The following is a 24743-nucleotide window of genomic DNA, read 5'->3' as shown; positions in this document are numbered from 1 at the left end:
CGATGGCAAGAAAAGCATTTCTAATCGACATGAGTCGCTGCATCGCTTGCCGCGCCTGCCAGGTCGGCTGCAAACAGTGGAACAAACTTGAACCTGACGCGACGGTCAACCGCGGCAGCTATGAAAATCCGCCGCAGCTCACGCCGCAGCTCTACAACCAGATCAAGTTCATTGAACAGGAAAACGGCGATGATCTGCGTTGGCTGTTTCTCAACAAACGCTGCATGCACTGCGCCGACGCCGGCTGCGTCAAAGTCTGCCCCTCGGCAGGTGCCCTCTACCACACTCCCGACGGGATGGTGGGCTTTGATCAGAACAAGTGCATCGAGTGCCACTACTGCGTCAACGGCTGCCCCTTCGACGTGCCACGCTACGACGCGCGCAAGAAGGTCACCAAGTGCCATGCCTGCATCGACCGCATCGCCAACGGCATGGCTCCGGCCTGCGTCAAGTCTTGCCCGACGCAGACCCTGCGCTTTGGCGACCGCGACACGCTTATCGCCGAAGCCAAGGCCGCAGGGAAAAAGGTCTACGGCGAGAACGACCTCAAGGGTCTGGGCGCCGTCTACATCCTCGAGGATTCACCCGAGACCTACAACCTGCCGGCGAAACCGGCCATTCCGGCCTCCGTCTTCCTGTGGAAGGACGTCGTCAAGCCCTTAGGCATCCTCGGCTTCTGGGGCGCCGTCGGCGCGGCACTGCTGCATTACGTGACCTTCGGACCAAATAAACTGGAGGATTACGGCCGCAGACATGATGATGAGATGGACAACAACGAGCACGACACTCCGCAGAAAGGGGCATAATCCATGAGCAGATTTGTTGAGCGCTTCAATGTCGTCGAGCGGGTCCTGCACTGGTTCATGGTGGTGGCCTTTTTTCTGCTGGTCTTTACCGGGCTGGGCCTTTACGCTCACACCTTCTATGGCTACTTCGACTTCTTCGGCGGGCCACATCAGTCCATGCTGATTCACAAGTGGGCGGGCTTGGTGTTTTTCACCTCGTCGCTGCTGCTGGCCTTCAACCACTTGAAGGAACTCTTCACTTTTGACCAGGACGACCTGCTGTGGATGAAAAAATGCGGGGGGTACCTGTCCAAGGGGCATGAGCATATTCCTCAGGGCAAATTCAATTGCGGCCAAAAACTGTTCGGTGTCTTTTCCTTGTTCGCGACGCTGATCATGGGCCTCACCGGTCTTGTCCTGTGGTTCGCGGACGGCCTGGGACGCAGTCTGGTTCAATACTCGCTGCTTCTACACAGCCTGTTCTTCGTTCTGTTCGTGATAGCAGCCATCGTGCATATCTATCTGACGACTCTAGGCAACCCGGGGACGATTTCCAGCATGCTCTACGGCACCGTCACCAAAAGCTGGGCGAAAATGCACGCCAGCAAATGGTACCGTAAAGTTGAAAAAGGCTAAAGCATCATTAACGACTAAGTAGCCATAATGAACGAAATGGACGGGGTGAACCGGGTACAATCAACTGGTATGATTGAACTGGCTCATGCCCGTCCATTCTTTCGTTTCGGAGGTTCCCCAATGCATGGAAAGAAATTCTGTTTAGTTTTACTGATCTTGTTGTGGGCGACGGCCGCGGCGGCCGTCGACATTCCCCTCGACCGGGCGCCGGTGCGCGGCCCCGCCGATGCGCCGGTCACCATCATCGAATTTCTCGATTTTCAATGACCCTTCTGTCAGGCGGTCGGTCCGACCGTCAATCGGGTGATTGAGGAATACGGCGATCAGGTGCGGCTGGCGATCATCCATCACCCCTATCGCTACCGCGACTATGCGCACCTGTCCGCCCAGGCCGCAGAAGCGGCACGGGCTCAAGGAAAATTCTGGGAAATGCACGACCTGATGCTGGAGCGCAAACGGCTTGACCGCGACAGCCTCGTCGGCTATGCGGGCGAGTTGAATCTGGATGTGGCGCGCTTTACCCGCGAACTGGACGGAGAAAAATATCTGGCACGGATCAACCAGGATGTGGATTTGGCACAAAAGCTCGACATCTACCAGACACCCACGTTCTTCATCAACGGCCGCAAGATTGTGGGAGAGCGCCCTTTCGAAGATTTCAAAAAAATCATCGATGAAGAACTTGCGAAAGCAAAATCCACGGGAGACTAAAAAGATGCGCTGGTTCATCTCCTTGGCATTGCTGCTGATAGGGTTCGGCGCAACCTGCCCGGCTCTTGCCGCGCCCGAGGTCAAGCTTCCCGCGCCCCTGGCGCAATTGCAGGCGCCGCCCGCCGAACGCGTGGAGCTGGGACGCATGCTATTTTTCGACCGGCGCCTTTCGGGCGACGGCACCATGAGTTGCGCCGTCTGCCACGACCCCCAGCGGGCCTATGGCGACGGCCGCGCTCTGTCAGGAGCTTATCCGACAACCAGGCACTGGCGACACACCCAGAGCCTGATCAATGTCGCCTATCTTCATACCTTTCTCTGGGACGGGCGCAGTGAGAGCCTTGAGCAGCAGGCCGAAGGTCCGATCCACTCATCCTTCGAGATGAACCTGCATCTGGACTTCATGGTCGAGAAGCTGCGTGAAACCCCAGGATATCCCGAGCTTTTTCGCCAGGCCTACGACAGTGAAATCACGCGCGCATCGATTGCCTCGGCTCTGGCTGACTTCCAGCGCAGCCTCATCGTGCGTGATTCACCCTTCGATCTGTATCTGAAAGGCAACCCTGATGCCCTGAGCAATGCGGCGCGGAGCGGCATGGCACTGTTTTACGGCAAAGCCAACTGTCATCGTTGCCACAGCGGCTCTCTGCTATCCGACCAGAAGTTTCACAATACGGGGGTGGGTGAAACTGAGGAGCTGCGCAAAGATACGCAACGGCGTGCCGCCCGCCATTTCTTTCAGGTGCAGATGGGCCTGGAGCGCAGCGATCGCGACCCGGGGCGTTATGCCGTCACCCACAACCCGGAGGACCTGGGCGCCTTTCGCACACCGCCCCTGCGCCAGGTCGCGGACACCGCTCCCTATATGCACAACGGCAGCATCGCGACCCTGGAAGCGGTCATTGCCTTTTACAACCGTGGCGGCGGCGAGGATCCCGACAAATCGAGATTGTTGCAGCCCCTGGAGTTGACGGCCGAGGAAAAAGCCGATCTGCTCGCTTTTTTAACCAGCCTGTCGGGAACGGTTCCGGTGGTAGGCCCGCCGGTGCTTCCCTGATGCCGAAACCCGGTCATAAATAAGAGGAGTGTCTAGCATGGAGTATATTGAACAACGTCGCCGCCGGTTAAATGACCTGCGCCGCATTCGCCCGCAATTTTCTGAAATATTCGATTTTTACGGCAGCCTCTACGCATTTCTCGCCGAACAGAACGAACCATTTCTGAAACTCGCACCGAAAACGGAGCCCACCCATTTTGAACAGGGCTTTCCCCTGCTCACGGCCGAAAGCTTTGACGTCAACCCTGCCCGCACCCGCACCTTTCTGCGCGATCTCATCGCGGTTTTGCACCGCCACGGGCAACAGGGCCAGGAAGAGCTGGCGCATATCGACGAATCCCTGAAAAAACAGAGCCTTGACCCCGTACCCCTATTCGGCGCCTATGTGGAACGCGACCGCGCCCTGTTCGCCAAGACCGCCGAGGATCTTGCCTGCGAACCCGCGGTGCTCGAATACATCATCGGCCTTGCCTGCTCCTTTGCGCTCCACCAGGCTCGCGAAAACGGGCTTGCCGCCCCCGAGGGCGAGTGGCCGCACGGCTACTGTCCCCTGTGCGGAAGCGTCCCGGTCATGGGCGAACTCCAGGGCGACGAAGGGCGGCTGGTCCTGCACTGCGGCACCTGCGGCGAAAACTGGCCCGGCGCACGGCGCAGCTGCACCAGTTGCGGCAACCGCGATGAAAAGACCCTGGAATATTTTACCGCCGGCGAAGACAAGGCCTACCGCGTCAACGTCTGTCGTAAATGCGACAGTTACCTCAAGGTGGTCGACAGTCGCGAGGCGGGCCTGAACCTGCCCATGGATATTGAAGACGTCAGCACCCTGCATCTCGATCTGCTCGCCCAGCGTGAAGGCTTCACCCGAATCAAGCGCGACTTCCCCGGCGGGGCAGAGAAAACTTCGGATACTCATTGATCCGCGACCTGTATACCGCTGTGATCCAGGTGGGTGATTTTGACCCACCCTTTTTTACGCAATCCAGGCCGCAAAGCCCATAAACACAGCATTTTTGCAAAAGGCACAGTTTCTGCTTTCCGTTTACGGCATCGCCGGACAGATCCGCACACAAGGCAGGAGTCGACCATGGAAAAAGGCTTGAGACGTGGCATCGTTCGCTTTGAACGCGACCAGTTCAAAAACTTTGAGCGCCCCCTGGTTCAGGAATACCCCCTGGAACTCATCGTCAACGAACGCCCCCTGGCGACGCTGATCAGCTCGCCTCACCAACTCAACTTTCTGATCATGGGCTTTTTGCGGCTGCAAGGGTTCATCAGCAGCATGGATGAGGTTCTGAGCCTCGGCGTTTGCGCCGATTTCGGAAGCGCCCGCGTCCAGGTGCGCGGCGCAATCCCCGAACGCCTCAAGCCGACGCTGACCTCGGGTTGCGGTACCGGTATCACCTTTAACCTGGCACGCACCCTCAGGCCACGGACGGAAACAGTGTCGGCCGAAAAATTCTCACCTGCCGCGGTCTTCCAGTTAATGAAGGATCTCGCGCGCAAGGCCGAAAGCTACGCCAGCCACGGGGGCATTCATTCCGCCGCGGTGGGTGACGGCGTCAGGCTCATGCTGTTTGCCGAGGATCTCGGCCGACACAACACCCTTGATCGCATCGCCGGCGAAGCCCTGTTCCGCGGCATCGACCTGGCGGGACGCATACTCGTGACTTCCGGGCGTATTTCCACGGAAATGGTGGCGAAGGCCGCCTTTCTGGGCATCGCCCTGATCGCCTCGCGCACCTCGCCCACCGACAAAGCCATCGAGCTGGCCGAGCAGGCCGGCATCACCCTGGTCGGCTATGTGCGGGGTGAAACCTTCGAGGTGTACAGCCACGCCGCGCGCCTCGCGCCCGGCGTACCCGATAAAAAAATCGCCGGCATCACCGGCGTCATTCTGGCCGGCGGCGAAAGCCGGCGCATGGGTTGCGACAAGTCGCTGTTGCCCGTGGAGGGCGCGCGCTTCATCGATCACATTTATCGGCGCCTGAGCGCTTTGTTCGACGAGGTGATTATCGTCACCAACTCGCCGAGCCTTTATCAAGACATCCCCTGCCGCAAGGTGCCCGACATCTACTACGCCAAGGGCGCACTGGCTGGCATTCACTCAGGCCTGTGCCACGCTCGCCATGAGCGCATTTTCGCCGTGGCCTGCGACATGCCGTTTCTCAAACCAGATGTCATCCGTGATCTCTGCGCCCATGCCGAACAAGGCGAGGTGGTCATCCCCCAGAGTCCGCGCGGTCCCGAGCCCCTGCACGCCCTCTATCATAAGAACTGCCTGCCCGCCATCGAGCAAGTCCTCGACCAGGGCCGCAAACGCATCGTCGCCTTTTTTCCCGCCGTGCAGGTGCACGAAGTGGCCCTCGCCGAACTTGCCCAACACGACGCCGAGGGCAAGAGCTTCCGCAACATCAACACCCCCGAGGAATACTTCCAGTGCCGCACGGGGCAGCACACAGATCAGCCCGGCGAGCTGCCGCAGGTCTTGCAGAAACAGCAATCCTGATCAGCGCAGGCACTGAAACAGCCCCATGCACCACAGGCAGCTGCCGCAGGGTTCGCTCTGGGCGTGGCAGTCATGCTCGAAGTTTTCGGCCTGCACCAGGTCGCAGGGTGCTACGGCGCAATTGGAGCAGAAGGGGTAGTCGTAGCGAATCACCTTGGCGCGAAAATCCCGGAAGGCCGGGGCGTTCCAGATATCAAGCAGCGCGTTCTCGTTGAGGTCGCCGAAAACCTTGGGCTGCACCTTCTGCTCCCAACCCATGGCGTAGCAGTTGAAGCGGTGCCAGAGAAAATAGCAGGGATAAACCTTGCCATCCCAGGCGACAAACGCCCCGCCCTCTTCCACGAACTCACAGCTGCGCTGGTGCTTGGGCAGAATTTCCGGCAGGCGCAGATCAACCCCGCACTCCGCGGCCACCCGCCGGCTTTCGGCAAACACCGCCGCCACCTCGTCAAGCAAGCCCTCATCCACCGCCATCAGGCTGCGCAGATCAAGCACGATTCCCTGCGCCACCGCCTCGTTCCTCATCTGTTCCACCAGCTTGTAGAGACGCTGTTCGTCTTCGCTGCGCGTGGTGGCGTAGCGGATCAGGCTCTTGAAGTAGCGTCGGATGTCAAGACCCTGATTTCGGGCGATGTCCCGCCACTTGTGAAACAACTGCAAGGCTTCGGCAGTTACCGTGGGATAGGCGGCCTGGACCGCATGCTCTTCATCGTAGGGCAGCATGTGGGTGATGAGGGCAAAACTTGCACCACGCTCGGCCGCCCACCGAATGGCGCGGGGCAGTTCCCGCAGGTTGTCGCGCATGGCGACGAATTCCATGCCAATTTCCAGACGGCTCGCGGGCTGTTCGGTCCTGGCCTTAACCAGGGAATTCATCGCGCGCTCCACGGCGTGGATATCGCCGCCTTCGCGCACCTTACGGAACAACTCCGGGGAGGTCGCGTCGACCGACAGACAGATCTTATCAAGACCCGCTTTGACCAGTGTGCTTGCCCGCTTTTCGCTGATCAGCAATCCGTTACTTTGAAAACCCACCCAGGCTGATTCCGGCATGTGAGTTTTGGCGCGCGCGATCATCTCTTCCAGACGCGGGTGCAGCAGGGGTTCGCCGACGCCGTTGAGAATCAGCGCTTCAAGGTGAGCAAACGCGGGCTTGAGGGCGGCAAAGGTCACCTCGCTGAGATCTCCCTCGCAGATACCGCTGCCGGGATTCTGCTTCATGCACATGAAGCATTCCATGTTGCAGCGGGTGGTCACCTCGACAAACAGCTTGGCTGGAAATTTCGCCAGGGCGGGATGATCTTCCGCGGCAGGCCGAAAATGCCCGCAGGGTTCGCTCGCATTCATGATCCTATCTCCTCTACAGCTTGATCAGCGTAAAAAACAAAGTCCTCCACACAATTTAACCCACAAAGCAGTTCAGGGGTCTTTGATGGAGGTCAAGTCTGATCCATTTTAACAGCTTGAGCAGCCCTAAAAAAGCGGGGGAAGACACGGCTTCCCCCATTGCAACAGGTGGAGAGTGAGGAGGCACTCGCTCGCCAGATTGTTCGGTCGTGCATTTGCTCCCGGAGGCCAGCCCGGAGGAAGCTCGCGTTAAAAAGGAAGCCGCCCGGTAGACATCAGCATGAACGCCGGAAGCCACAGGCCAAGAGGCACCCAGGCGATAAGCGACCAGGCCAGGGTGTTGGCCTGGACCTTACCATAGGCGTTGAGCCAGACCTGCACGGTAAGAACTGTGTAACCCAGGCAGGCAAAGGCGAAATAGTAGCTTTGGGCGATGAGAACACTGCCGTCCGCGGCGACACCGCCGGTAAAGAAGAGCACCATGTAGATAAACGAAATAATCGCAACCCCAAGGCTGACGTTACCCACCGAGCGCAGATCCTCGAGCCCGGCCAGCAGGGCATAGGCGACCGTGCAGTAAAGCAGGCCATGAGCAAAAAGCAGGCCGCCGGTGAAGGGGTCTTTAAACAGCGCGGTTTGCAGAAACGCCCCGAGAACCACGACCAGGCCGACAAAGCCCGTGATCGCGCCGGTGCCCTTGGCCTCGCCCTTGCCGAGAAACAGAATGGCCACGGAAATCCACATCAGACTGATGGCTATCAGTATGGCTAAAGTCATTATTTTTCTCCGTCTTTCAGATTCTCTCACTCCCGAACATCCTGGTTCGGGAGTGAGAGGATGTTGATTATTCGGCCGTGGTCGGATCGATGATGCCGCTAACTTCGGCAATGCTGTCCGCCGGAAAACCGCCTTGCTGAGCGTGTTCCCGCACCAGTTCAGCATTGGGGGCAATGTAGACGCAATAGACCTTGTCGTGCGTCACGTAACTTTGCACCCACTGGATTTTTGGCCCCAACTGGTTGAGCACACCGCAGGATTTCTGCGAAATACCCTGAAGCTGCTCGGCGGAGAGTTCGCCGGCACCGGGAATGCTGCGTTCGATAATGTACTTGGGCATTGCATGACCCCTTAAGGTTTAAGGTTGGTAGATAAAATCAAGGCCTTCATACCCGCAGGCCGGGCACTTTACCGGGACCCTCTCTTGTTGGTCCTTCGGGGTCGCGCAGGCGCTCAGAGAAAAAACCAGCATTGCTGCGACCATGAGCAAGATCAGCTTTTTCATGGGTTGTTTCCTTTCGTTTAGAAATTAACGATCGCGCCCAGGGCGATGGTTTTTGTTTTTTCTTCGGCTGTGCCGATGGAGATTTCGTTGATGTTGTATTCGGCCACCAGCTTAAAGTAGGCATTGACATCATAGAACACCGCCCCGGTTACAGTCTCATTCTGCCACTTGGGGCTGGTCGGGGTGGAATCCAGCTCGTTTTCGCCGTAAGAAATGACGAATCTGGCAGGGCCGTAGGTATAGGAGCCCTGCAGAAGATAACCGCTGCTATCAAGTTCGTCACCTGCCTCAGCCAGGGGCAGGCCAAGGGTCGCATCGGCGCCGGGCCCCAGCAGGAAACCCAGGCCTTCGGCGTTGAAGCCTGAGGCATGCAGGCTGAAACCGGCGTAGCGCGCCCGCACACCGTAAGAAACGCCCTTACTCGTGAGATCGGATCCGGTAGCCAGGGTGGTTTTTGACTTCTGGTAGAGAAAACCGCTCCAGGCGGTAATATCGCCACGCTCAAATTTGTAGTTGTAGGTCAACTCGCCCTCGAAGCGCGGTGCTTTTTCTTGTCCGTCGTCGATGGTTCGCGACGGGTCGACAGCGCCGATCGCGAGCTTAAACCCATGGAACTCAGGCGTGCGGTAGGTGATTTGTGCCGAGGGGAAGGGGTAGGTATAACCGGTGCCGATATTGCCGAAGGAGACACCCGCACCATCGATCAGGCTCAGGGTATCGCTCACATTGCCGTACCCGAGCAGAATTTCATCCAGAAAAATATTCGAGCGGTTGAACAGAGTGAAATCCTTGCCGAAAAGCACCTGGCCCCAATCGGCATCTACGGTGGCGTAGAACTGACGGACATCAATGCCGGTTTCGGTGAGATTATTGTCACTGTCGTTAATGGTCACCCAGAAAGAAGAGCGGCCGCCGAGTTTGAGATCTCCCACCTGTCTGCTGAAATTAAACCCGATCCAGTTGGGCAAAAATCCCATTTTCACCCGGGACTGGTCGCGGTCTTCGACATTCGGGTTTCCTAATTCCTCAAGCAGCGCCCGCATCTCCGCATTCTTGTCGCTGCTGCTGAAAACATAGAAAGTATTGAACGAGCCGTCCACGCTGAAAGTTGTCTCATTGGCGTCGTAGAGGGTTATGGCAGCCTGAGCTGCATGCGGAAGGGCCAGGCAGACAAAAATCCCGATCAGAATTAAGCCCCGAATCTTACCTAACATTGATACCTCCTGAGAGTGGGAAGGGGTGAAATTGCTCTCCTCGAATCACTAGCGGCCGGCGGAGACGGTTCCTTCTTGCAAAAGCCCCGTACTCCAATGTCTCTGTCCTCCTTTGGCGCCCGTTTCACCGCAGCCAAATACCGGGAAAAGCAATTTCGGAATCTGCATTTACACAGGAACTGCTGGCAGGAAGTGCAACGGTGGTGCCAACGAGTAAAACGGTGGTTTTTTCTTTAAAAACCAGAAAAATTGGGCTTGTCTCAAAGAGTCGAAAAGATGCTATAGTGAAGACCGAGATGATGTTCTGGAAAATTGAAACAGTTTTCCAGGTAATCAGGTGCGGAAAGTCTCTACAGCGTGGAATTTCCTCCCAATCAGCTGAGAACATTGAGTCCAGCGAAAACATTATATTCGCTTAACGGGAAACACTGTTTGACAACTGGGTATACCTATTGCTTATGCTTTTATTGACTGTCGCACTCGGGTACGGGGAACGGATGGAAAAACAGCGCGCAAGGAATTAACCATGGGGCAAGATGAAAAAAAGAAAAATCCCGCCCTTCATCATTGCAAATTTGAAGTGCCGGAAATCATTTTCGGACGTGGCCTGCTCACCCAGATCGGCTCCTGCGCCCGGCGCCTCGGCGGCAACAAGGTCTTCCTTGTCAGCGATCAGGGTCTGTTCAACGCCGGCTGGGTTGACCAAGCCATGCACAGCCTGCTGGAAGCCGGGCTGAATTTCGTCTACTTCGACCAGATCACCCCTAACCCCAAGGATCATGAAGTCGAAACCGGAGCCAGGGAGTACATCCGCCAGGGCGCCGACGTCATCGTCGGGCTGGGTGGCGGCAGCGCCATGGACGCCGCCAAAGGCATTGCCATCCTGGTCTCCAACGGCGGAAACATCCGCGACTTTGAAGGCTCGGACAAAATCAGCCGCCCTCTGCCGCCGCTGGTCCTGTGTCCGACGACCTGCGGTACCGGCTCAGATGTTTCCCAGTTCGCCATAATCAACGACACCCAGCGCCACTGCAAATTGACGATCATGAGCCGCTGCGTGGCCCCCGACATCAGTCTCACCGATCCCGATACCCTGGCGACCTTGCCGGAAGAGTTTATCTGCACCACCGCCACCGATGCCTTGAGCCACGCCCTGGAAGCCTATTTTTCAGTGGCCTCCTCGACCCTTACCGACGTAAATGCCATCCGCGCCCTGAGCCTGCTCTCCGACGGGCTGGTCAGGGCGGTGCGCGAACAGCAACCGGACGATCTGGAACGCATGGCACGGGCCAGCCTGCACGCCGGCATGGCTTTTTCCAATTCTCTGCTCGGCATCGTTCACGCGCTTGCTCACCCCATCGGCGGCCTCTACGACATCAATCACGGCAGCGTCAATGCGGTACTGCTTTCCGAGGTGATCCGCTACGACCTGCCGGTGGTAACCGAAAAGCTTCCGGAGCTGGCCTGGACCCTGGCACGACACAAAGACCTGAGCGACCGGGACGCGGCCGAGGTGGTCGAGGAAAAAATCGAGCACATGCTCGATGCCGCCGGCGCACCTCGCACCCTGAGCAGCCTGGGAGTAAAGCGCGAGGATCTGCCCCAACTGGCGCACAATGCCCTGAGCGATGTGTGCATTCTGACGTCACCACGTGAGGCTGACGAAACCGATCTGCTGCGGATTCTGGAAAGAGCCTTTTGATGGACGAGATCAAGCCAACCCGCATCGATGAGGCGAGCCTGGATCGCCTGCTTGGCATCGAGAGCTCGAAAATCGGCTACTATGCTGAGGTCAAACAGAAAATCCGCGAGCTGGAAGTGGCCAACGCCAGCCTGCACGCGAAAAAAAGCGAGCTGCAGGCGGTGTTTGACTCCATCAGCGACGGGGTGCTGGTGTACAACGGCAGCGGGCGCATCCAGCACCGCAATCACGTCTGCCCACAGCTGTTTCCCGAACAGACCATGCCGGGAAAAACCTGCCGCGACCTGTTTCATCCCGAAGCGGAGAATGCGCCCGCACAGTGCCCGGTTGAAAAAGCCCTCGGCGGCGAAAGCAACCAGATGTCCTTCACCAACAGCAGCGCCGGGGACGAAAACCGCTATTTCGACGTAACCGCCTCGCCCATTTTCGATCCCCAGGGGCAGACTCGCGCCCTGGTGTTTTTGCGCGACGTCACGGTACGCCGCGTTCAGGAACTGCAACTGGTGCAAGCCGAAAAAATGTCGAGCATCGGCATGCTCGCCGCCGGCGTCGCCCACGAGATCAACAACCCCCTGACCTCGGTGGCCGGCTATGCAGAGGCGCTGCTGCGGCGCTTGCGCGAAAATCCGCGACTGCAAGAGAATCTGGGCCTGGAGGTGTTTCCCGAGTACCTCCAGGTGATCATGCGCGAAGCCTATCGCTGCAAAAATATCATCGACAGCTTGCTGACTTTCAGCCGCCGCTCCGATGGTTCGGTGGGGTTGGTGGACATTAACGAGGTCATCGACGAAGTGCTCGACCTGGTCCGCAACAAAGCCAGCCAGGAAGAGGTCGGCATTGAGGAAGACCGTCAACGCGACATCCCGCGCATCAATGCCGATGCCGCCGCTCTACGCCAGGTGTTCATGAACCTGACCATGAATGCCATTCAGGCCATCAAGGGGCCGGGACGCATCAGAATCCGCACCCTCGCCGTCGACGACGAAGTGATGGTGGAAATCCGCGACTCAGGATGCGGCATCCCGCCGGAGCATCTCGATCAGATCTGGGATCCGTTTTTCACCACCAAATCCGTCGGCGACGGCCTGGGGTTGGGCCTGGCCATCACCCACAGCATTATCGAGCGACACCAAGGCCGCATTGAGGTGGCCAGTCAGGTGAACAGAGGTTGCACTTTCAAGGTGAGATTACCTGTATGTCAAATGTAAAGCGTGGCGATGTCGCCAAAGTTCTGATTGTGGAAGACGAAAGACCCCTGCGCGAGCTGCTGCAGTCCGAGCTGCGCCGCAGCGGCCACAGAGTTCAGGTCGCCGGCAATGGCGAGGAAGGACTGGCCCGTTACCGCGAAGAGATTTTCAACGTGGTGCTGCTCGATATCCGCATGCCCGGCAGCGACGGCGTCGAAATACTCAAGCAGATGAAGAGCGAATCCAGCGTTCCCGAGATCATCATGTTCACCGGGCACGGCACCATCGAAACAGCCGTTGAATGCATCAAGCACGGTGCCTACGATTACCTGACCAAGCCCGTCAAGCTCGACGAGCTTGACCTGGTCATCACCAAGGCCCATGAAAAAAACCGCCTGCGACTCGAAAACATCAGCCTTAAACTCGAAATGCAGAAACTCGACAATCACCAGATCGTCGGCAAGAGTCAGGCGATTACGCAGGTGCTCGACACGGTGAAACGCTGGGGGGCCGTCGACGAGCATGTGCTTATTTTCGGTGAGAGCGGTACCGGCAAGGAACTGGTGGCGCGCGCGGTGCACGAAAGCAGTCCCCGGGCGCAAAAACCCTTTGTCACCGTCAATTGCGGGCGCCTTGACGTGAACACCGCCGAGAGCGAGCTGTTCGGCCACATGCAGGGCGCCTTTACCAGCGCGGTCAAAGGTCGCGCAGGGCTGTTCGAACTGGCGCATCAGGGCACGCTGTTCATGGATGAAGTCTCGGAAATGACTCTCGATGTCCAGGTCAAGCTGCTGCGCATCCTCGAAACCGGCACATTCCGGCGCCTGGGGGGAAATCGGGACATCAGCGTCGATGTGCGCTTTGTCTTCGCCACCAACAAAAAGCTCGAAGACAAAGTCGATGCCGGCGAGTTTCGCGATGACCTCTTTCATCGCATCAACATGCTGCCCATTCTTATCCCGCCGCTACGCGAGCGCGCCGAGGACATCCTGCCCCTGGCCTGGTTTTTTCTGCAAAGCAGCTCCGGACCCGGCCAAGGCCCTTGGGAGATATCGCCTGAAGCCATGGCCTCCCTGCGTGCCTACCACTGGCCGGGCAACGTGCGTGAGTTGCGCAACACCATGCGCCGCGCTTCGATTCTGGCCGCAGAGCGGGTGATTACCGCCGATCTATTACCCTTTGCCCCGCCCAAACTCTTTCCTGCCGAGGTTCAGCTCGGCGCGACCCCGCAAGCGCCGCCCCTGCCGCTGTGGGTTATTGAGCGTGAGCACATTCGCAATGTTCTGGACAAGGTTGAAGGCAACAAAAGCAGGGCGGCGAAGATCCTCGAAATCGACCGCAAAACCCTCTACACCAAATTGGACCGCTACGATTTGCCGGCTTAGGGGTTTGAGGGTTGTGTGGCATTTCTCCCCAACATCCCGTGTCGTTCATTGGGTAGCTTCTCCACACTGTGGACATTTTCTCCGCCGGAAACCGACAATGACAGAACCATGGAACCCTCGACCGCAACATCCGACAACCTGAAAGGCCTGCTTCGCCGGGCAGGCCTGCGCCCACCACACACCCTGACTCTTGCCATCACCGGCGCCTGCAATCTGCAATGCCGTCACTGCTGGGTCGAAGGGGGCGTGTCCACCTCCGCCGCGCATGTGCCGGCAGCAAAGCTGCGCCGCGTCATGCAGGAGTTTGCAGATCTAGGTGGCCAGGGCCTGCGCCTGACCGGCGGCGAACCCCTCTGCCATCCCGAATGGCTCGAACTGCTGCGCTTCGCCCGCCATCTCGAAATGCCCCACCTTGGCGTGCAAACCAACGCCAACCTGATCAAAAAAAACCAAGCGGCGGCCTTGCGCGACCTTGATTTTTCCGGACTCTCCATCCAGGTCAGCCTCGACGGGGCGTGCGCCACCAGCCATGATCTGGTGCGCGGCGAGGGCGCCTTCGCCGGGGCCATGGCGGGCTTGCAGCACCTTATTGCCGCAGGACTCGCGCCACGTCTGAGCCTGTTCTTTACAGAGATGCGCCACAACCTCGATGAAATTCCGGCGCTCCTGGAACGCGCCGACGAACTCGGCATCGCCTCCGTCGTCAGCGGCTCGCTGGTGCGCTGCGGCCGTGCTGCCGAGGATGCGCTCATCGCCCCGGCCGAAACCGAGCAATATCTGCGCCTCCTCGAACGCTACGAAACCGATTCCGGCTTCAGGGCTCTTTATCGGAAAATCGGCAGGATCGCCGCCCTGGAATGGCAAACACCGAACAAGACGACGAGACAAGACTGCACCTTTGTCGAAAATCCCTACCTCACCGCGGCCGGTCGCCTCTACCCCTGCGTTCTGTGTCATGCCGACCCCTATGCGGTGAGCGGCGTATTCGACAAACCCCTCGCGGAAGCATTCTCCCTTGGGGCACCCTTGTGGGCATCCCTGCTGGAAATCAGTCGCAGTCGGGCCGAAACAATTCCCCAATGCCACGCCTGCGCCGATCGCGATACCTGCGGCGCGGGCTGCATGGGTCGCGCCTGGGGCAGTTGCGGCGATTTTTTCGCCAGCGAGGACCGCTGCGCCCTGCGCCGCGCCGTTTATGCACATCGCAAATCCGCTGCAAACCCGTCCTGAGCGGGGCAAAACTCCCCAGTGTGGACAAACGCCCTAGGCTGCCACGCCCATCCTCCCTTCAACCTGTTTCGGAATTCCCCGCACTCTCACAGCGACCCCTGACGCCCTCCCTCAAAAGCCCGCAAACCGGCACTATAAAACAGTATTTCCGTTTGGCACCCTCCTTGCTCTGTAGACAACCCAGTGTCGCCACAGGCTTGGATGAACATTAACCAAGTGTTTAATGGAGGCCACCAAAGGTTTCGCTAAAACAAAGTTATGAGGAGGTGGCGGAGTGTCTCAGACACCGGCCACCAAGGATGCGGCAGCAAGTAAACTCTCACCAGCAACAGGAGGAAGTACACATGCCCCATTTCAAAGACGCAAAACGCAAGCTCTCCAACGAACGACAGGAATATCCCATCAGGATGCAGCACGCCTACCCTTCGGTGAACGTCGGCTGGGGTGCGCATACCATGGTCGGCAACGAAGCCAAGGCCCTGGGCATGAGCAATGCTCTCATCGTCACCACCGGTCTCAGAGGCACCGGGATCATCGAGACCATCCAGGGCGTGCTCAAGCATGCCGGCGTTTCCTCCGAAGTTTTTGACAAGGCCACCCCCAATCCCAAAGACTTTGAAGTCATGGAGGGCGCCAAGGTGCTTTCCTCGGGCAAGTTCGACGGCATCATCAGCATAGGCGGCGGCAGCACCACCGACTGCGCCAAAGCGATCAAGCTGGTTTACAGCCACGACGGTCAGGACGTGCGCAGTTTCGAAGGCGCCTTCAAAGCGACCAAGAAGAACAAGCTCCCCCAACTCGCCATCAATACCACCTCGGGCACCGGGTCGGAAGTCTCTTGCTTCTCGATCATCAACCACACCGAGAAAATGTACAAAATGGCTCTGTTCGATCCGGCATGCACCCCGAGCAAATCGATCAACGATCCCTTGCTGCACCAGTGCATGCCCGGCGATCTCGCCGCCTACACCGGCATGGATGCTTTGGCCCATGCCGTTGAAGCCATCGCCTCACGCCTGTGCGTACAGTCGGCCTACGGGCCGGGCCTCTGGGCGATCACCGAAATCTTCGGCAACTTGCGTCAGTCGGCTGCCAACCGCAACAACGATAAGGCCATCGAGCAGATGGTGTGGGCGGAGATGGCCGCCGCCTACAGCTTCAACAGCGCCGGTCTGGGCATCATTCACAGCATGGCACACGCCATGGGCGGTCTCTATGACTCACCCCACGGTCTGTGCAACGCCATCGCCATGGTTGACGTATGCCGCCTCAACCTGCCCGCCTGCCCCGAGCGCTTCGCCATGATGGCGCGTGCCGCCGGTATCAATACTGAGGGAATGTCTGACATCAAAGCCGGTGAGAAGTTCATCGATATGATTCAGGAACTCAAGGATGACCTGGGCATCACCACCCGGTTCGGGGATCTCGGGCTGCAGGAAAAAGACCTCGACGGGCTGTCCAAGTTCGCCGCGGCAGACATCTGCTCCGAAGGCAACCCGGTGGATATCGGCTTTGAAAATATGCGCGCCGTGTTCAAAGGCTGCATGTAAATTGCACAGTAACCGAATAGACCGGTAGTTCATAGGCCGCTGGGCCCGGAGAGTTTCTTCTCGCCGGGTCCAGCGGCGCTCTTGCGTTGGCAACTATTATTTTCCTCACCCCACGAGGCTGACCATGATGACTCAACTAGAGGTAAAAGATGGGCTGCGCGACGGCGGCTATATCGCCGACGAAGCCATCGCCACCGCAGTTTTTCTCGCACTGCGGATGGAAAAACCAATACTTATCGAGGGACCGCCCGGTGTTGGCAAAACGGGCCTGGCCAAGACCCTCTCCCAGGTCATGGACTTTCCGCTGGTGCGCTTGCAATGCTATGAAGGGATCGACGAAGGCAAGGCTCTCTATGATTGGGAATACGGCAAGCAGCTGCTCTACACCCAGATGCTGCGAACCCAGCTCGACAACCGACTCGCCGAAGCAACCGACCTGCGCGACGCCGTGGAGCAGTTGGCCAGTGAGGAAAGTCTGTTTTTCTCCCGCAATTTTCTGGTCCAACGCCCGGTGCTGCGCAGTTTCCTCTCGGAAAAGCGCTCGGTTCTGCTGATCGACGAGATCGACCGTTCCGATGATGAATTCGAAGCCCTGCTGCTGGAGTGCCTGAGCGATTTTCAGGTGTCGATTCCCGAGTTGGGAGTGATCGAGGCCAAAAGAAAACCCCTGGCCATCCTTACCAGCAACGGCACCCGCATGATTTCCGACGCCCTGCGGCGTCGCTGCCTCTACCTCTACATCGACTACCCTGAGTTGGAGCGCGAAGTGCAGATCGTTCGCGCCCGCTTTCCCGATATCTGTGAAGAACTGGCGCAGCAGATGGTGGGCTTTCTGCGCAAGGCCCGCGAACTCAACCTGCGCAAGCCCCCCAGCGTCTCGGAAACCCTCGACTGGGCGGAAGTCCTTTCCATCCTGCATGTGTCCAAACTGACGCCGGACGTGGTCGCCAACACCGTCGGCGTCATCTCCAAGCATCAGGCCGACCTGCAGCGGGTGGTGGAACTGGCCGCCGAGGAACTAGGCTGAGCATGGAAACCATCATCACCAGATTCGTCGCCGAATTGCGCAAGGAAGGTCTGCGGGTCTCACCCGGCGAGAGCCTTGATGCAGTTTGCGCTTTGGCGCATGGCGGTTTGGAAGGACGCGGAGCGGTGCGCAGCCTGCTGCGCCTGACCCTGGTGAAGAATATTCATGACATGGAGAGTTTCGACAGGGTTTTCGAGCGCTTTTTCAGCAGCGGAGCCAACGGCGAGGGACCTGACCCCGCCGACCTGCTGCAGGAAGCGATCCTGAGCATGGAAGCCGAGGAGATGCTCGGCACCAACCCGGACATGGTCAATGAAAACATGAGCCTGGCCATGGTCGAAGCGGGACTGAGCCCCGAAGATCTCAAAGACCTGCAGAGCCTCAAGGAAATCGGTCTCGATCAGCTCGACGGCTCGGAAATGGAGATCCGCCTCAAGGATTACCAGGGGGCGATGCAAGCCCCGCGACCCTCCATGCGCATGCCGCAGAATCCTGTCACCATGGCCTTCAAACACCCCAGCGGGCAAAAGCGTCCTCTGACTTTTTCCCAGCAGGAACTCGACGCCATGCATGATGCGGTTTCGCGCATGCTCATGCGTCTGAAAAAAGACATCCGCCGCGTCAAAAACATGGAGAACCGCGGCAAAATCCATGTCATTCGCACCATCCAGAAAAACTATCGCCACGGCATGGTGCCCTTTCATCTGGTCCTGCGCCGCAGGCGCAAGCAGAAACCACGCCTGGTGGTGCTGTGCGACGTGAGCTTTTCCGTCAGCCATGCCTCTCAATTCATGCTCTTGCTGCTGCATACCCTGCACAACCGTTTGATGGATGTACGCAGCTTCATCTTCAACGCGGAGCTGGCTGAAATCACGGAAATGCTCGCCAATGCGCCCATCAACACGATGATGGAGGCCATTGACAGCGGCGAGATCGTCAACCTGGACGACAACAGCGATTACGGCAAGGTCTTTGAAACCTTCAAAGAGAAATTTCTCGAAAACCTGCGCGGGCGCCCGGCGGTCATTTTTCTCGGCGATGCGCGCAATAACTACAACAAGCCCAATGACTGGGTGCTTGAGCAGTTGCGCGAGAAGGCCGGCTACATGCTGTGGCTGACCCCCGAAGACCGTGAGCTATGGAAAAGGGGCGATTGCCTGATCGATACCTACGGCGCTTATTGCGACAAGGTCGAGGTGGTTAAAAATGTTGAGGAATTAAACCAGGTTGTCGAAGATCTGTTCCGCAATATTTATCTTGAGGAGGACCACCGCTCCATGCGCGAGATCAAAAAAGCCGAGGAAGAGCAGGACGATGATTATCGCCACTATTACACGCGAGGAGGCGGCAATTCGACGCCAAGCCTCGATCCCACAGGGCGCAGCCACTGGTAAGCCGGCGCCGGAAACCCACAGGAGGAACAATGCATTGCGACAGCAAGGACCACTCAAAGCACATGTGCGCTTTTAAGTCCCAGGGGTTGGATGACTGCATCAAGGCCCTGTCCGACAAACCGACCATTCATTGCAACCATTGCGGTGCCCCGGCCAACAGCAGCAAGAACGTTTGCGCTGCTCACCTGGGAGAGACAGCGCCCAGTGTTGAAGGCGGCCACGGTGTTGTCGGCCTTGATGAAATCGGCAAACCGCACGCGGGAGGAAAGAAACCGGCCGACAGCAAGGCGGATATCGAGATGAAAGAGGTTGCGGAGGACGGTTTCTGCGGGGGATACTGAGCGGGTGATCGCCAAACTTCTCATCAACGGCCTGCGCTTTCGCCTTCTCAAGCGCCGCGGCAAGCCCCACCGGCTCGAATCCCTGAGCCTGGAGGTGACGCACCGCTGCATCTGCCGCTGTGATATGTGCAACATCTGGAAAACACCCGCTACAGTTTCTGACCTGGATCTCACCGAATGGCTCGCCGTGCTTCGCTCGCCGGCGCTTCGGCACCTCAAGGAACTCGACATCACCGGCGGAGAGCCCTTCCTGCGCAGCGACCTGGGTGAACTTATTCGGCAGATCGCCGCTTTGCAGCCTGACCACTTTCCCGCCCTGCGCACCCTGTCGATCACCACAAACGCCCTGCTCACCGAGCGCGTTGCGCACATCGTCCGCGAAAGCATCGGCCCCCTTCACGCGCGCGGCATCGACATGGTTCTGGCTTGCGGCGTGGATGCCGTGGGCAAGCTTCACGATCGCATCCGCAATTATCCCGGCGCCTGGGGGCACTTTGAGCAAACCCTGTCAGCTTTGAATGACATCAGGGACAAACATGCCAACCTGATTCTCGGCCTCAAAACCACGATCGTGCCGCTGAACGTCCACGAACTCCAACGCATTGCCGAATTCGCTGCCGAACACCAGTTGTTTACCATTATCTCCCCGTGCATCCTGACGCCCAACCGCTTTGCCAACCTGGACAAGGCCAAGGATCTGCGCTTCAGCCCCGCAGACATCAAAAAGATGATCGATTTCTACAAAAGTCCCAGGTTCGCCTGGAGCGGCCACCGCGAAGCCATGCTCGGCTATCTCAGAACCGGAAAAATCGTCAAGCCCTGCACGGCGGGCTTCAATACCCTGTTCGCGCGGCACAATGGCGAGATCTTCCCCTGTCCGGTCCTGGCAGAGTCCTTGGGAAATGTCCGGTCGCAGTCTCTGGAGAGTCTCTATCGCTGTACGGCCGCCAACCGCTTTCGCCAAAAGGTCGGAGCCTTTGCCGAATGCAGCCAGTGTACCGAGCCAGGGATGGAGCGCATCGCCTGGCCTCTCGAAGGTTTTACCTTGCTGGGCTTTCTGGCCGAAAGAGGAGGAAAGGATTTCCGCGATCTGGTCCGGCACATGGGACTGGATAAATACCTGTAGTGTGCCACGTGCGCCCAAGATGCAGAGGAAAGGCCTTTGAACAAACACCAGGAAATTCCAACCCAACAGACCACTGCGGAGGCTCAAATCGAAGAACTGCGCTGCCGCCTTGAACGCCTCGAGGCCTCGCGCGACAGATATGCCCAGCTCTACGATCAAGCCCCCGTGGGGTATTTCACTTTGGACGACGCAGGCGGGATTCGCTTGGCGAACCGGCTGGGCGCCAAGTTTCTGGGGGTCGAATCCAGCGCACTGATTGGGCGCAATTTCTCGCAGTTCGTCGCCGCTGACGCCCGCCTGGCTTTCGCAGAATTCCTGCGCCGGGTCTTTGCCGATCAGAGTAAGCAGACCTGCCGGCTGCGGCTTGCACAGCCAAGCCCCAACCCGCTGTATGTGCGTATCGAGGCTCTGGCGAGCGAAGCCGGCGGCGAGTGCCTCGCTGTGCTGGTGGATATCAGCGAGAAACAACGCGCGGAACAAGCGCTGGCGGAGAGTGAATACAATCTGGCCAAGGCCCAGAGCATGACCCATGTGGGCTCCTGGAGCTTTGATCCGGAATCCGGGGAGGTTCAAGCCTCGGCCGAGCTGTTGCGTATTTTGCACCTGCGGCCTGAAGAAACCACCCAGGAAGCCTTTGCCCGGGTGGTGCACCCCGAAGACTACGACAGCGTCATGGAACACCTGCGGTTGGGGGTCGAGCAAGGCAAAACCTATGAGATCGAACATCGCCTGCTTTTTGACGACGGTGGCTTGCGCTGGGTCTATTCCATCGTCGAACCTGCCCTCAACATTGCGGGTAAGGTTATCAAACTCTACGGAACCACCCAGGACATCACCCAGCGCAAACAGGCCGAGGTCGACTTGCGCAACAAAACAAACGAACTGCAAACCATTTTTGATTCCATAGGCGACGGTATCTCGGTTTACGACCATGACGGCCGGATCCAGCATCACAACCTGATCAGTCCGCGGATTTTTCCTCAGGAGACCCTGCCGGGCAAGTCCTGCCAGGACATCTTTCATCCCGAATCCGCTGCCGAATCGCACGACTGCCCCGTCGAAAGGGCGCTCCAGGGCGAGCGGGTGGATACATGCCTGGTCAGCGCAAACGAGGGGCAGCCAACCCGTTATCTAGACATCACCGCAACCCCGATCCGCGACACCCTCGGCGAGAAGAACCGCGCCCTGGTTTTCTTCCGCGACGTTTCCGAGAAGCGCTTGCAGGAAATGCATCTCATCCAGACTGAAAAAATGTCGAGTATCGGCGTGCTGGCCACCGGCATCGCGCATGAAATCAACAATCCTCTGACCTCGGTGGCTGGCTGCGCGGAGGCGCTGCTGCGCCGCTTCCGTGATGAACCCATCCTCAAAGAGGATGTACGCCTCGATGTCTTTCCCCATTATCTCGAAGTGATCGTGCGCGAATCCTACCGCTGCAAGGACATCATCGACCACTTGCTCAGCTTCAGCCGCAAATCCGACGGCACGACCGTCAAGGTCGACATCAACCGCGTTCTGCGCGAGGTAATTGAACTGTTGCGCTACCAGCCGGGCTACCAGAAGATTCAGGTCATCACCGACCTCAGGGGGGATCTCCCGCGCATTTCCGGCGACCCCTCCGGCCTGCGCCAGGTCTGTATGAACCTGCTGGTCAACGCCCATCAGGCCATTGCGGAGCAAGGCCGGGTTGAGGTCAGAACCTCCAGGGAGGATGACACCCGCATCGCGGTCGTGATCAGCGATACGGGCAGCGGCATGGAGCCGCAAATTCGCGAGAAGATCTGGGAGCCATTTTTCACCACAAAAGAAGTAGGCCAGGGCGTCGGCCTCGGCCTGGCCCTGACCTACAACATCATCAAACGCCATGGCGGCGAAATCCGGCTGGAAAGCAGAGTCGGCGCAGGATCGCAATTCACCGTGCTACTGCCCATCGGGCGGGAGGAGCAGCTATGAGCATTGAATACCTCGGCGAAAAGGTATTTCTGCAAGAAAGCAAAGACGCCGCACAGGTCTGGGTGCTCAGGGGCACCCACAAGAACATTTACGCCATGGAGTTGGACAAGACGGGTTTTTCTTTGCCGGTCTGGTCAAGCGAGGAGAAAGCCGCCGACTTTGTGAAAAACGCCAGACCCATTGGACAGAAATATAAACCCGAGGCGGTTCCCCTGGGAGTTTTCTCCCAGACGTGGTTGTCGGACCAGAGCATGGCGATTGCCGAACTGCAAATCAACCCGGACGGCAAATCGACCCGGGTGCTGGTCATCACCAAGGAGGAATTCTGGTCCATCCAGGCCTAGACATAATGGCTAGCGCTCCTCTTCGGCCCGCGTTTTCTGCCCGGCCTGGTGAATCCCGAGAAAAAACCGGTGGGGGCCGGGTACGCCCGGCGGCACAAAGGCAACGCGGTCGCCCGGATGAACGCGGTGGTCCAACTCGTAAGTCCGATGGTTGCAGAAAACCGCCTCGATGCGATCCAGGGGCAACTCCAGATCCAGGGCGATCTCACGCGCCGTTCGACCTTCCGGCGGCAGTTCAAGCTCAACGGTTGTCGCAAGCCCCCGGCTGCGGCGCAGGCTGTGCAGAACGCCAAACATGCGAACGGTGACCAGAGTGGACTCTTTTGCCGAGTTATTTTCCATGGGACAATCCTTCGATGCATGGTATTAGAATGTCTTTCGCTCCGTCTCACACCCCCGTTAATGTATGCAAAAAAAGAGCCCGACCCACCCTAAACTCCGGATTAGCCCGCGAGGATCATGCCCGACTGGTACTTTTTCAGCATAGCGGCCCTTGGTCTCTTGGGAGCCCAGCGCTTTCTCTACAAGGTCGCAGCCGAGCGCAACTGCAGCGCGCCTCTGACCACCGCCGTGTTCATGGGCACGGTCACACTGTTGAGCAGCCTGGTCTTTTTCATCTCCGCCGAACCTGCGGGCGCCCTGTTGCCCCTGGCGCTTCTGGCCTTGGTCAACAGCCTGTCCTTTACTCTGGCCACGGTCGCCAACATGGAAGCCCTCAAGCACCTGCCGGCCGCCATTACCTTTCCCCTCACGCGAATGAGCCTGCTGGTGGTGATCGTTTTTTCCGTTGTTTACTTCGGGGAACGACCAGGGCTTTTTCAATGGATGGGAATTCTGCTGGGATTTGCCGTCGTAGCGCTTCTCGCAAGGGAATCAGGCAGCGCAACCCTGCCGCGCGGCAAGGCGGCAACCGGGCTGCTGCTAATCGGGATCTGCGTGGTGTGCGGAGCGACCGCCGCCATCTCCAGCAAGTTTGCGGCGATCTCCACCAGCAAATCCGGATTCATGGCTCTGTCCTATTTTCTGGCCACCCTGTTCTCCCTGATGATTGAAAAAAAATGGATCCGTGAACAAACTCCGGCGCGCACCGGCGACGCCGTAAAGATCGGTCTGTTCATGGGCTTGCTCAATTTTTTCGGGTTTTATGCCTTTCTCATCGCCCTGGAAAGCGGGCCGCTGTCCATCATCGCCCTGATCACCGGTATGCATTTCGTCATCGCCATCGCCCTCTCAGCCCTCATCTATCGCGAAAAGCTGACCTCCACGCGCCTCCTGGCTATCGTCCTGACGTTGCTTGCGGTGTTCTTCATTCAGTTGTAATGCGCCCAGGAGCACCGACCTGGTCGCGGCCGCAATTCAATCCGCACAGCGCGTTCTCGCTTAGTGGCTTTTCAGCCATTCAATGGCTTCGTCTTGCCGGGTAAAGGACATCAGGGTGTATCCGGCGTTCTTGAACGCCAACTCGATGAATTCATGGGAATCGTCGCCTTGATCGAGCAAAAAGGCTGAGATCGCCGACTTTGGAAATTTAATCTCGGGCAATTCCTTATAGGCAAAGACGTAATTTTTGGCGACGGATTGAATATTCGGCGCTCCTCTGACATCAAAAAGAAACTTTTTGAGATTAAATTCCTCGCCGAGCTTGCGGGCCTCACAGCCAAATTCAAGGGCGAAATTGCTGGTGATGGGCTTGAAAACTTCAATCAGAACATAGTCCTGCCCTTCAGGTATAGATACCCGGAAATCCATGGTTTTCCTCTTTTTTTAACGGTCGAGGTCGAAAGGACACAACCAGACTGAGAAGTCGCGGAGATCATCGGAAAGAAAACGGCAGATTTCAGCGTCTCAAAACAATATTAAGGAATTATAGCGACATTTCAAGCCTTCTGCCGCGCCAAAGAGCAGCGTGCTTTATTACGACTTCTTGCTATGCTTTTCGGTAGGGTTAAAAAATGCCCGCATCCTC

Annotated in this window: 25 protein-coding genes and 1 pseudogene; 19 read left to right on the top strand and 7 right to left on the bottom strand. The window is 58.1% G+C overall.

Annotation, left to right across the window (positions count from 1 at the left end):
• Positions 1-2: 2 nt before the first annotated feature.
• The 7 genes and pseudogenes from GFER_RS05965 to fdhD all read left to right on the top strand — a co-directional run bounded on the left by GFER_RS05965 (position 3) and on the right by fdhD (position 5695).
• Positions 3-806 carry a 4Fe-4S dicluster domain-containing protein gene (locus GFER_RS05965; RefSeq protein ID WP_040096941.1) on the top strand — a complete coding sequence of 268 codons (804 nt, stop codon included), beginning with the start codon at positions 3-5 and terminating at the stop codon, positions 804-806.
• 3 nt (positions 807-809) lie between these two features.
• The gene (locus tag GFER_RS05960) at positions 810-1421 is read left to right on the top strand and encodes a formate dehydrogenase subunit gamma (RefSeq protein WP_040096939.1); all 612 of its coding nucleotides are present in this window, start codon (positions 810-812) and stop codon (positions 1419-1421) included.
• A 27-nt stretch (positions 1422-1448) separates the two neighbouring features.
• Entirely contained in the window at positions 1449-1688 is a 240-nt protein-coding gene (locus GFER_RS18970; protein WP_161807386.1) for a hypothetical protein, read from the top strand.
• A 12-nt stretch (positions 1689-1700) separates the two neighbouring features.
• Positions 1701-2132 (top strand): annotated as a pseudogene (locus GFER_RS05955) (DsbA family protein); the annotation flags it as partial.
• Positions 2133-2136: 4 nt separating this feature from the next.
• Positions 2137-3189 (top strand): cytochrome-c peroxidase, encoded by a 1053-nt coding sequence (locus GFER_RS05950; protein ID WP_040096937.1) that lies wholly within the window; start codon positions 2137-2139, stop codon positions 3187-3189.
• A 37-nt stretch (positions 3190-3226) separates the two neighbouring features.
• Complete coding sequence (locus GFER_RS17550; protein WP_052446003.1) at positions 3227-4105, top strand: formate dehydrogenase accessory protein FdhE; 879 nt, start codon at positions 3227-3229, stop codon at positions 4103-4105.
• A gap of 168 nt (positions 4106-4273) precedes the next feature.
• Positions 4274-5695 (top strand): formate dehydrogenase accessory sulfurtransferase FdhD, encoded by a 1422-nt coding sequence (gene fdhD, locus GFER_RS05940; protein ID WP_052446002.1) that lies wholly within the window; start codon positions 4274-4276, stop codon positions 5693-5695.
• Here fdhD and GFER_RS05935 read toward each other — a convergent pair whose 3' ends face one another.
• The 5 genes from GFER_RS05935 to GFER_RS05920 form a co-directional block, all read right to left on the bottom strand.
• Positions 5696-7042, bottom strand: coding sequence for a radical SAM/SPASM family putative metalloenzyme maturase (locus GFER_RS05935; RefSeq protein ID WP_040096935.1), 1347 nt, complete (start codon positions 7040-7042; stop codon positions 5696-5698).
• Between the two features lie 249 nt (positions 7043-7291).
• Positions 7292-7819 (bottom strand): hypothetical protein, encoded by a 528-nt coding sequence (locus GFER_RS05930; protein WP_040096932.1) that lies wholly within the window; start codon positions 7817-7819, stop codon positions 7292-7294.
• Positions 7820-7886: 67 nt separating this feature from the next.
• Complete coding sequence (locus GFER_RS05925; RefSeq protein WP_040096929.1) at positions 7887-8159, bottom strand: DUF4242 domain-containing protein; 273 nt, start codon at positions 8157-8159, stop codon at positions 7887-7889.
• A gap of 18 nt (positions 8160-8177) precedes the next feature.
• The gene (locus GFER_RS18905; protein WP_153304558.1) at positions 8178-8324 is read right to left on the bottom strand and encodes a hypothetical protein; all 147 of its coding nucleotides are present in this window, start codon (positions 8322-8324) and stop codon (positions 8178-8180) included.
• A 17-nt stretch (positions 8325-8341) separates the two neighbouring features.
• A complete protein-coding gene (locus tag GFER_RS05920; RefSeq protein ID WP_040096928.1) occupies positions 8342-9538 on the bottom strand; it encodes a porin in 1197 nt (398 codons plus the stop codon).
• Positions 9539-10064: 526 nt separating this feature from the next.
• Between GFER_RS05920 and GFER_RS05910 the strand changes: the two genes are divergently transcribed.
• The 11 genes from GFER_RS05910 (at position 10065) to GFER_RS05860 (ending at position 22777) form a co-directional block, all read left to right on the top strand.
• A complete protein-coding gene (locus tag GFER_RS05910) occupies positions 10065-11240 on the top strand; it encodes an iron-containing alcohol dehydrogenase (RefSeq protein ID WP_052446001.1) in 1176 nt (391 codons plus the stop codon).
• Positions 11240-12448 (top strand): two-component system sensor histidine kinase NtrB, encoded by a 1209-nt coding sequence (locus tag GFER_RS05905; protein WP_040096923.1) that lies wholly within the window; start codon positions 11240-11242, stop codon positions 12446-12448. Before GFER_RS05910 ends, GFER_RS05905 begins: the two co-directional genes overlap by 1 nt.
• Positions 12436-13812: a sigma-54-dependent transcriptional regulator gene (locus GFER_RS05900; protein WP_040096921.1), complete on the top strand. Its 1377-nt coding sequence runs from the start codon at positions 12436-12438 to the stop codon at positions 13810-13812. Before GFER_RS05905 ends, GFER_RS05900 begins: the two co-directional genes overlap by 13 nt.
• Positions 13813-13920: 108 nt before the next feature.
• Positions 13921-15042 (top strand): radical SAM protein, encoded by a 1122-nt coding sequence (locus GFER_RS05895; RefSeq protein ID WP_040096918.1) that lies wholly within the window; start codon positions 13921-13923, stop codon positions 15040-15042.
• 344 nt (positions 15043-15386) lie between these two features.
• Positions 15387-16592, top strand: a complete 1206-nt coding sequence (locus GFER_RS05890) for an iron-containing alcohol dehydrogenase family protein (RefSeq protein WP_040096915.1) — start codon at positions 15387-15389, stop codon at positions 16590-16592.
• 124 nt (positions 16593-16716) lie between these two features.
• Complete coding sequence (locus GFER_RS05885) at positions 16717-17619, top strand: AAA family ATPase (RefSeq protein ID WP_040096913.1); 903 nt, start codon at positions 16717-16719, stop codon at positions 17617-17619.
• A 2-nt stretch (positions 17620-17621) separates the two neighbouring features.
• Complete coding sequence (locus GFER_RS05880; protein WP_040096911.1) at positions 17622-19013, top strand: VWA domain-containing protein; 1392 nt, start codon at positions 17622-17624, stop codon at positions 19011-19013.
• 62 nt (positions 19014-19075) lie between these two features.
• Positions 19076-19354, top strand: a complete 279-nt coding sequence (locus GFER_RS19090) for a hypothetical protein (RefSeq protein ID WP_167334940.1) — start codon at positions 19076-19078, stop codon at positions 19352-19354.
• Positions 19355-19358: 4 nt separating this feature from the next.
• Positions 19359-20480, top strand: a complete 1122-nt coding sequence (locus GFER_RS05870; protein WP_040096906.1) for a radical SAM protein — start codon at positions 19359-19361, stop codon at positions 20478-20480.
• A 36-nt stretch (positions 20481-20516) separates the two neighbouring features.
• Positions 20517-22433, top strand: coding sequence for a PAS domain-containing sensor histidine kinase (locus tag GFER_RS05865; protein WP_052446000.1), 1917 nt, complete (start codon positions 20517-20519; stop codon positions 22431-22433).
• The gene (locus tag GFER_RS05860; RefSeq protein ID WP_040096904.1) at positions 22430-22777 is read left to right on the top strand and encodes a DUF2750 domain-containing protein; all 348 of its coding nucleotides are present in this window, start codon (positions 22430-22432) and stop codon (positions 22775-22777) included. The genes GFER_RS05865 and GFER_RS05860 overlap by 4 nt, the downstream gene beginning before the upstream one ends.
• A gap of 9 nt (positions 22778-22786) precedes the next feature.
• On the opposite strand, the gene GFER_RS05855 is transcribed toward GFER_RS05860, so the two are convergent.
• Complete coding sequence (locus tag GFER_RS05855) at positions 22787-23119, bottom strand: MoaD/ThiS family protein (RefSeq protein ID WP_052445999.1); 333 nt, start codon at positions 23117-23119, stop codon at positions 22787-22789.
• Between the two features lie 117 nt (positions 23120-23236).
• On the opposite strand from GFER_RS05855, the gene GFER_RS05850 reads away from it, so the two are divergent.
• Positions 23237-24097 carry a DMT family transporter gene (locus GFER_RS05850; protein WP_040096902.1) on the top strand — a complete coding sequence of 287 codons (861 nt, stop codon included), beginning with the start codon at positions 23237-23239 and terminating at the stop codon, positions 24095-24097.
• Positions 24098-24157: 60 nt separating this feature from the next.
• Here GFER_RS05850 and GFER_RS05845 read toward each other — a convergent pair whose 3' ends face one another.
• On the bottom strand, positions 24158-24526 hold the full coding sequence (locus GFER_RS05845; RefSeq protein ID WP_040096899.1) for a hypothetical protein: 369 nt from the start codon (positions 24524-24526) through the stop codon (positions 24158-24160).
• Between the last annotated feature and the right edge of the window lie 217 nt (positions 24527-24743).

Source organism: Geoalkalibacter ferrihydriticus DSM 17813 (assembly GCF_000820505.1).
Classification (GTDB): Bacteria; Desulfobacterota; Desulfuromonadia; order Desulfuromonadales; family Geoalkalibacteraceae; genus Geoalkalibacter; species Geoalkalibacter ferrihydriticus.
This window is presented reverse-complemented; position numbering and strand designations above follow the sequence as displayed.

Coding starts and splice junctions, on each gene's coding strand:
- GFER_RS05965 (WP_040096941.1), top strand. CDS start 3: ATGGCAAGAAAAGCATTTCTAATCGACATGAGTCGCTGCATCGCTTGC.
- GFER_RS05960 (WP_040096939.1), top strand. CDS start 810: ATGAGCAGATTTGTTGAGCGCTTCAATGTCGTCGAGCGGGTCCTGCAC.
- GFER_RS18970 (WP_161807386.1), top strand. CDS start 1,449: ATGAACGAAATGGACGGGGTGAACCGGGTACAATCAACTGGTATGATT.
- GFER_RS05950 (WP_040096937.1), top strand. CDS start 2,137: ATGCGCTGGTTCATCTCCTTGGCATTGCTGCTGATAGGGTTCGGCGCA.
- GFER_RS17550 (WP_052446003.1), top strand. CDS start 3,227: ATGGAGTATATTGAACAACGTCGCCGCCGGTTAAATGACCTGCGCCGC.
- fdhD (WP_052446002.1), top strand. CDS start 4,274: ATGGAAAAAGGCTTGAGACGTGGCATCGTTCGCTTTGAACGCGACCAG.
- GFER_RS05935 (WP_040096935.1), bottom strand. CDS start 7,042: ATGAATGCGAGCGAACCCTGCGGGCATTTTCGGCCTGCCGCGGAAGAT.
- GFER_RS05930 (WP_040096932.1), bottom strand. CDS start 7,819: ATGACTTTAGCCATACTGATAGCCATCAGTCTGATGTGGATTTCCGTG.
- GFER_RS05925 (WP_040096929.1), bottom strand. CDS start 8,159: ATGCCCAAGTACATTATCGAACGCAGCATTCCCGGTGCCGGCGAACTC.
- GFER_RS18905 (WP_153304558.1), bottom strand. CDS start 8,324: ATGAAAAAGCTGATCTTGCTCATGGTCGCAGCAATGCTGGTTTTTTCT.
- GFER_RS05920 (WP_040096928.1), bottom strand. CDS start 9,538: ATGTTAGGTAAGATTCGGGGCTTAATTCTGATCGGGATTTTTGTCTGC.
- GFER_RS05910 (WP_052446001.1), top strand. CDS start 10,065: ATGGGGCAAGATGAAAAAAAGAAAAATCCCGCCCTTCATCATTGCAAA.
- GFER_RS05905 (WP_040096923.1), top strand. CDS start 11,240: ATGGACGAGATCAAGCCAACCCGCATCGATGAGGCGAGCCTGGATCGC.
- GFER_RS05900 (WP_040096921.1), top strand. CDS start 12,436: ATGTCAAATGTAAAGCGTGGCGATGTCGCCAAAGTTCTGATTGTGGAA.
- GFER_RS05895 (WP_040096918.1), top strand. CDS start 13,921: ATGGAACCCTCGACCGCAACATCCGACAACCTGAAAGGCCTGCTTCGC.
- GFER_RS05890 (WP_040096915.1), top strand. CDS start 15,387: ATGCCCCATTTCAAAGACGCAAAACGCAAGCTCTCCAACGAACGACAG.
- GFER_RS05885 (WP_040096913.1), top strand. CDS start 16,717: ATGATGACTCAACTAGAGGTAAAAGATGGGCTGCGCGACGGCGGCTAT.
- GFER_RS05880 (WP_040096911.1), top strand. CDS start 17,622: ATGGAAACCATCATCACCAGATTCGTCGCCGAATTGCGCAAGGAAGGT.
- GFER_RS19090 (WP_167334940.1), top strand. CDS start 19,076: ATGTGCGCTTTTAAGTCCCAGGGGTTGGATGACTGCATCAAGGCCCTG.
- GFER_RS05860 (WP_040096904.1), top strand. CDS start 22,430: ATGAGCATTGAATACCTCGGCGAAAAGGTATTTCTGCAAGAAAGCAAA.
- GFER_RS05855 (WP_052445999.1), bottom strand. CDS start 23,119: ATGGAAAATAACTCGGCAAAAGAGTCCACTCTGGTCACCGTTCGCATG.
- GFER_RS05850 (WP_040096902.1), top strand. CDS start 23,237: ATGCCCGACTGGTACTTTTTCAGCATAGCGGCCCTTGGTCTCTTGGGA.
- GFER_RS05845 (WP_040096899.1), bottom strand. CDS start 24,526: ATGGATTTCCGGGTATCTATACCTGAAGGGCAGGACTATGTTCTGATT.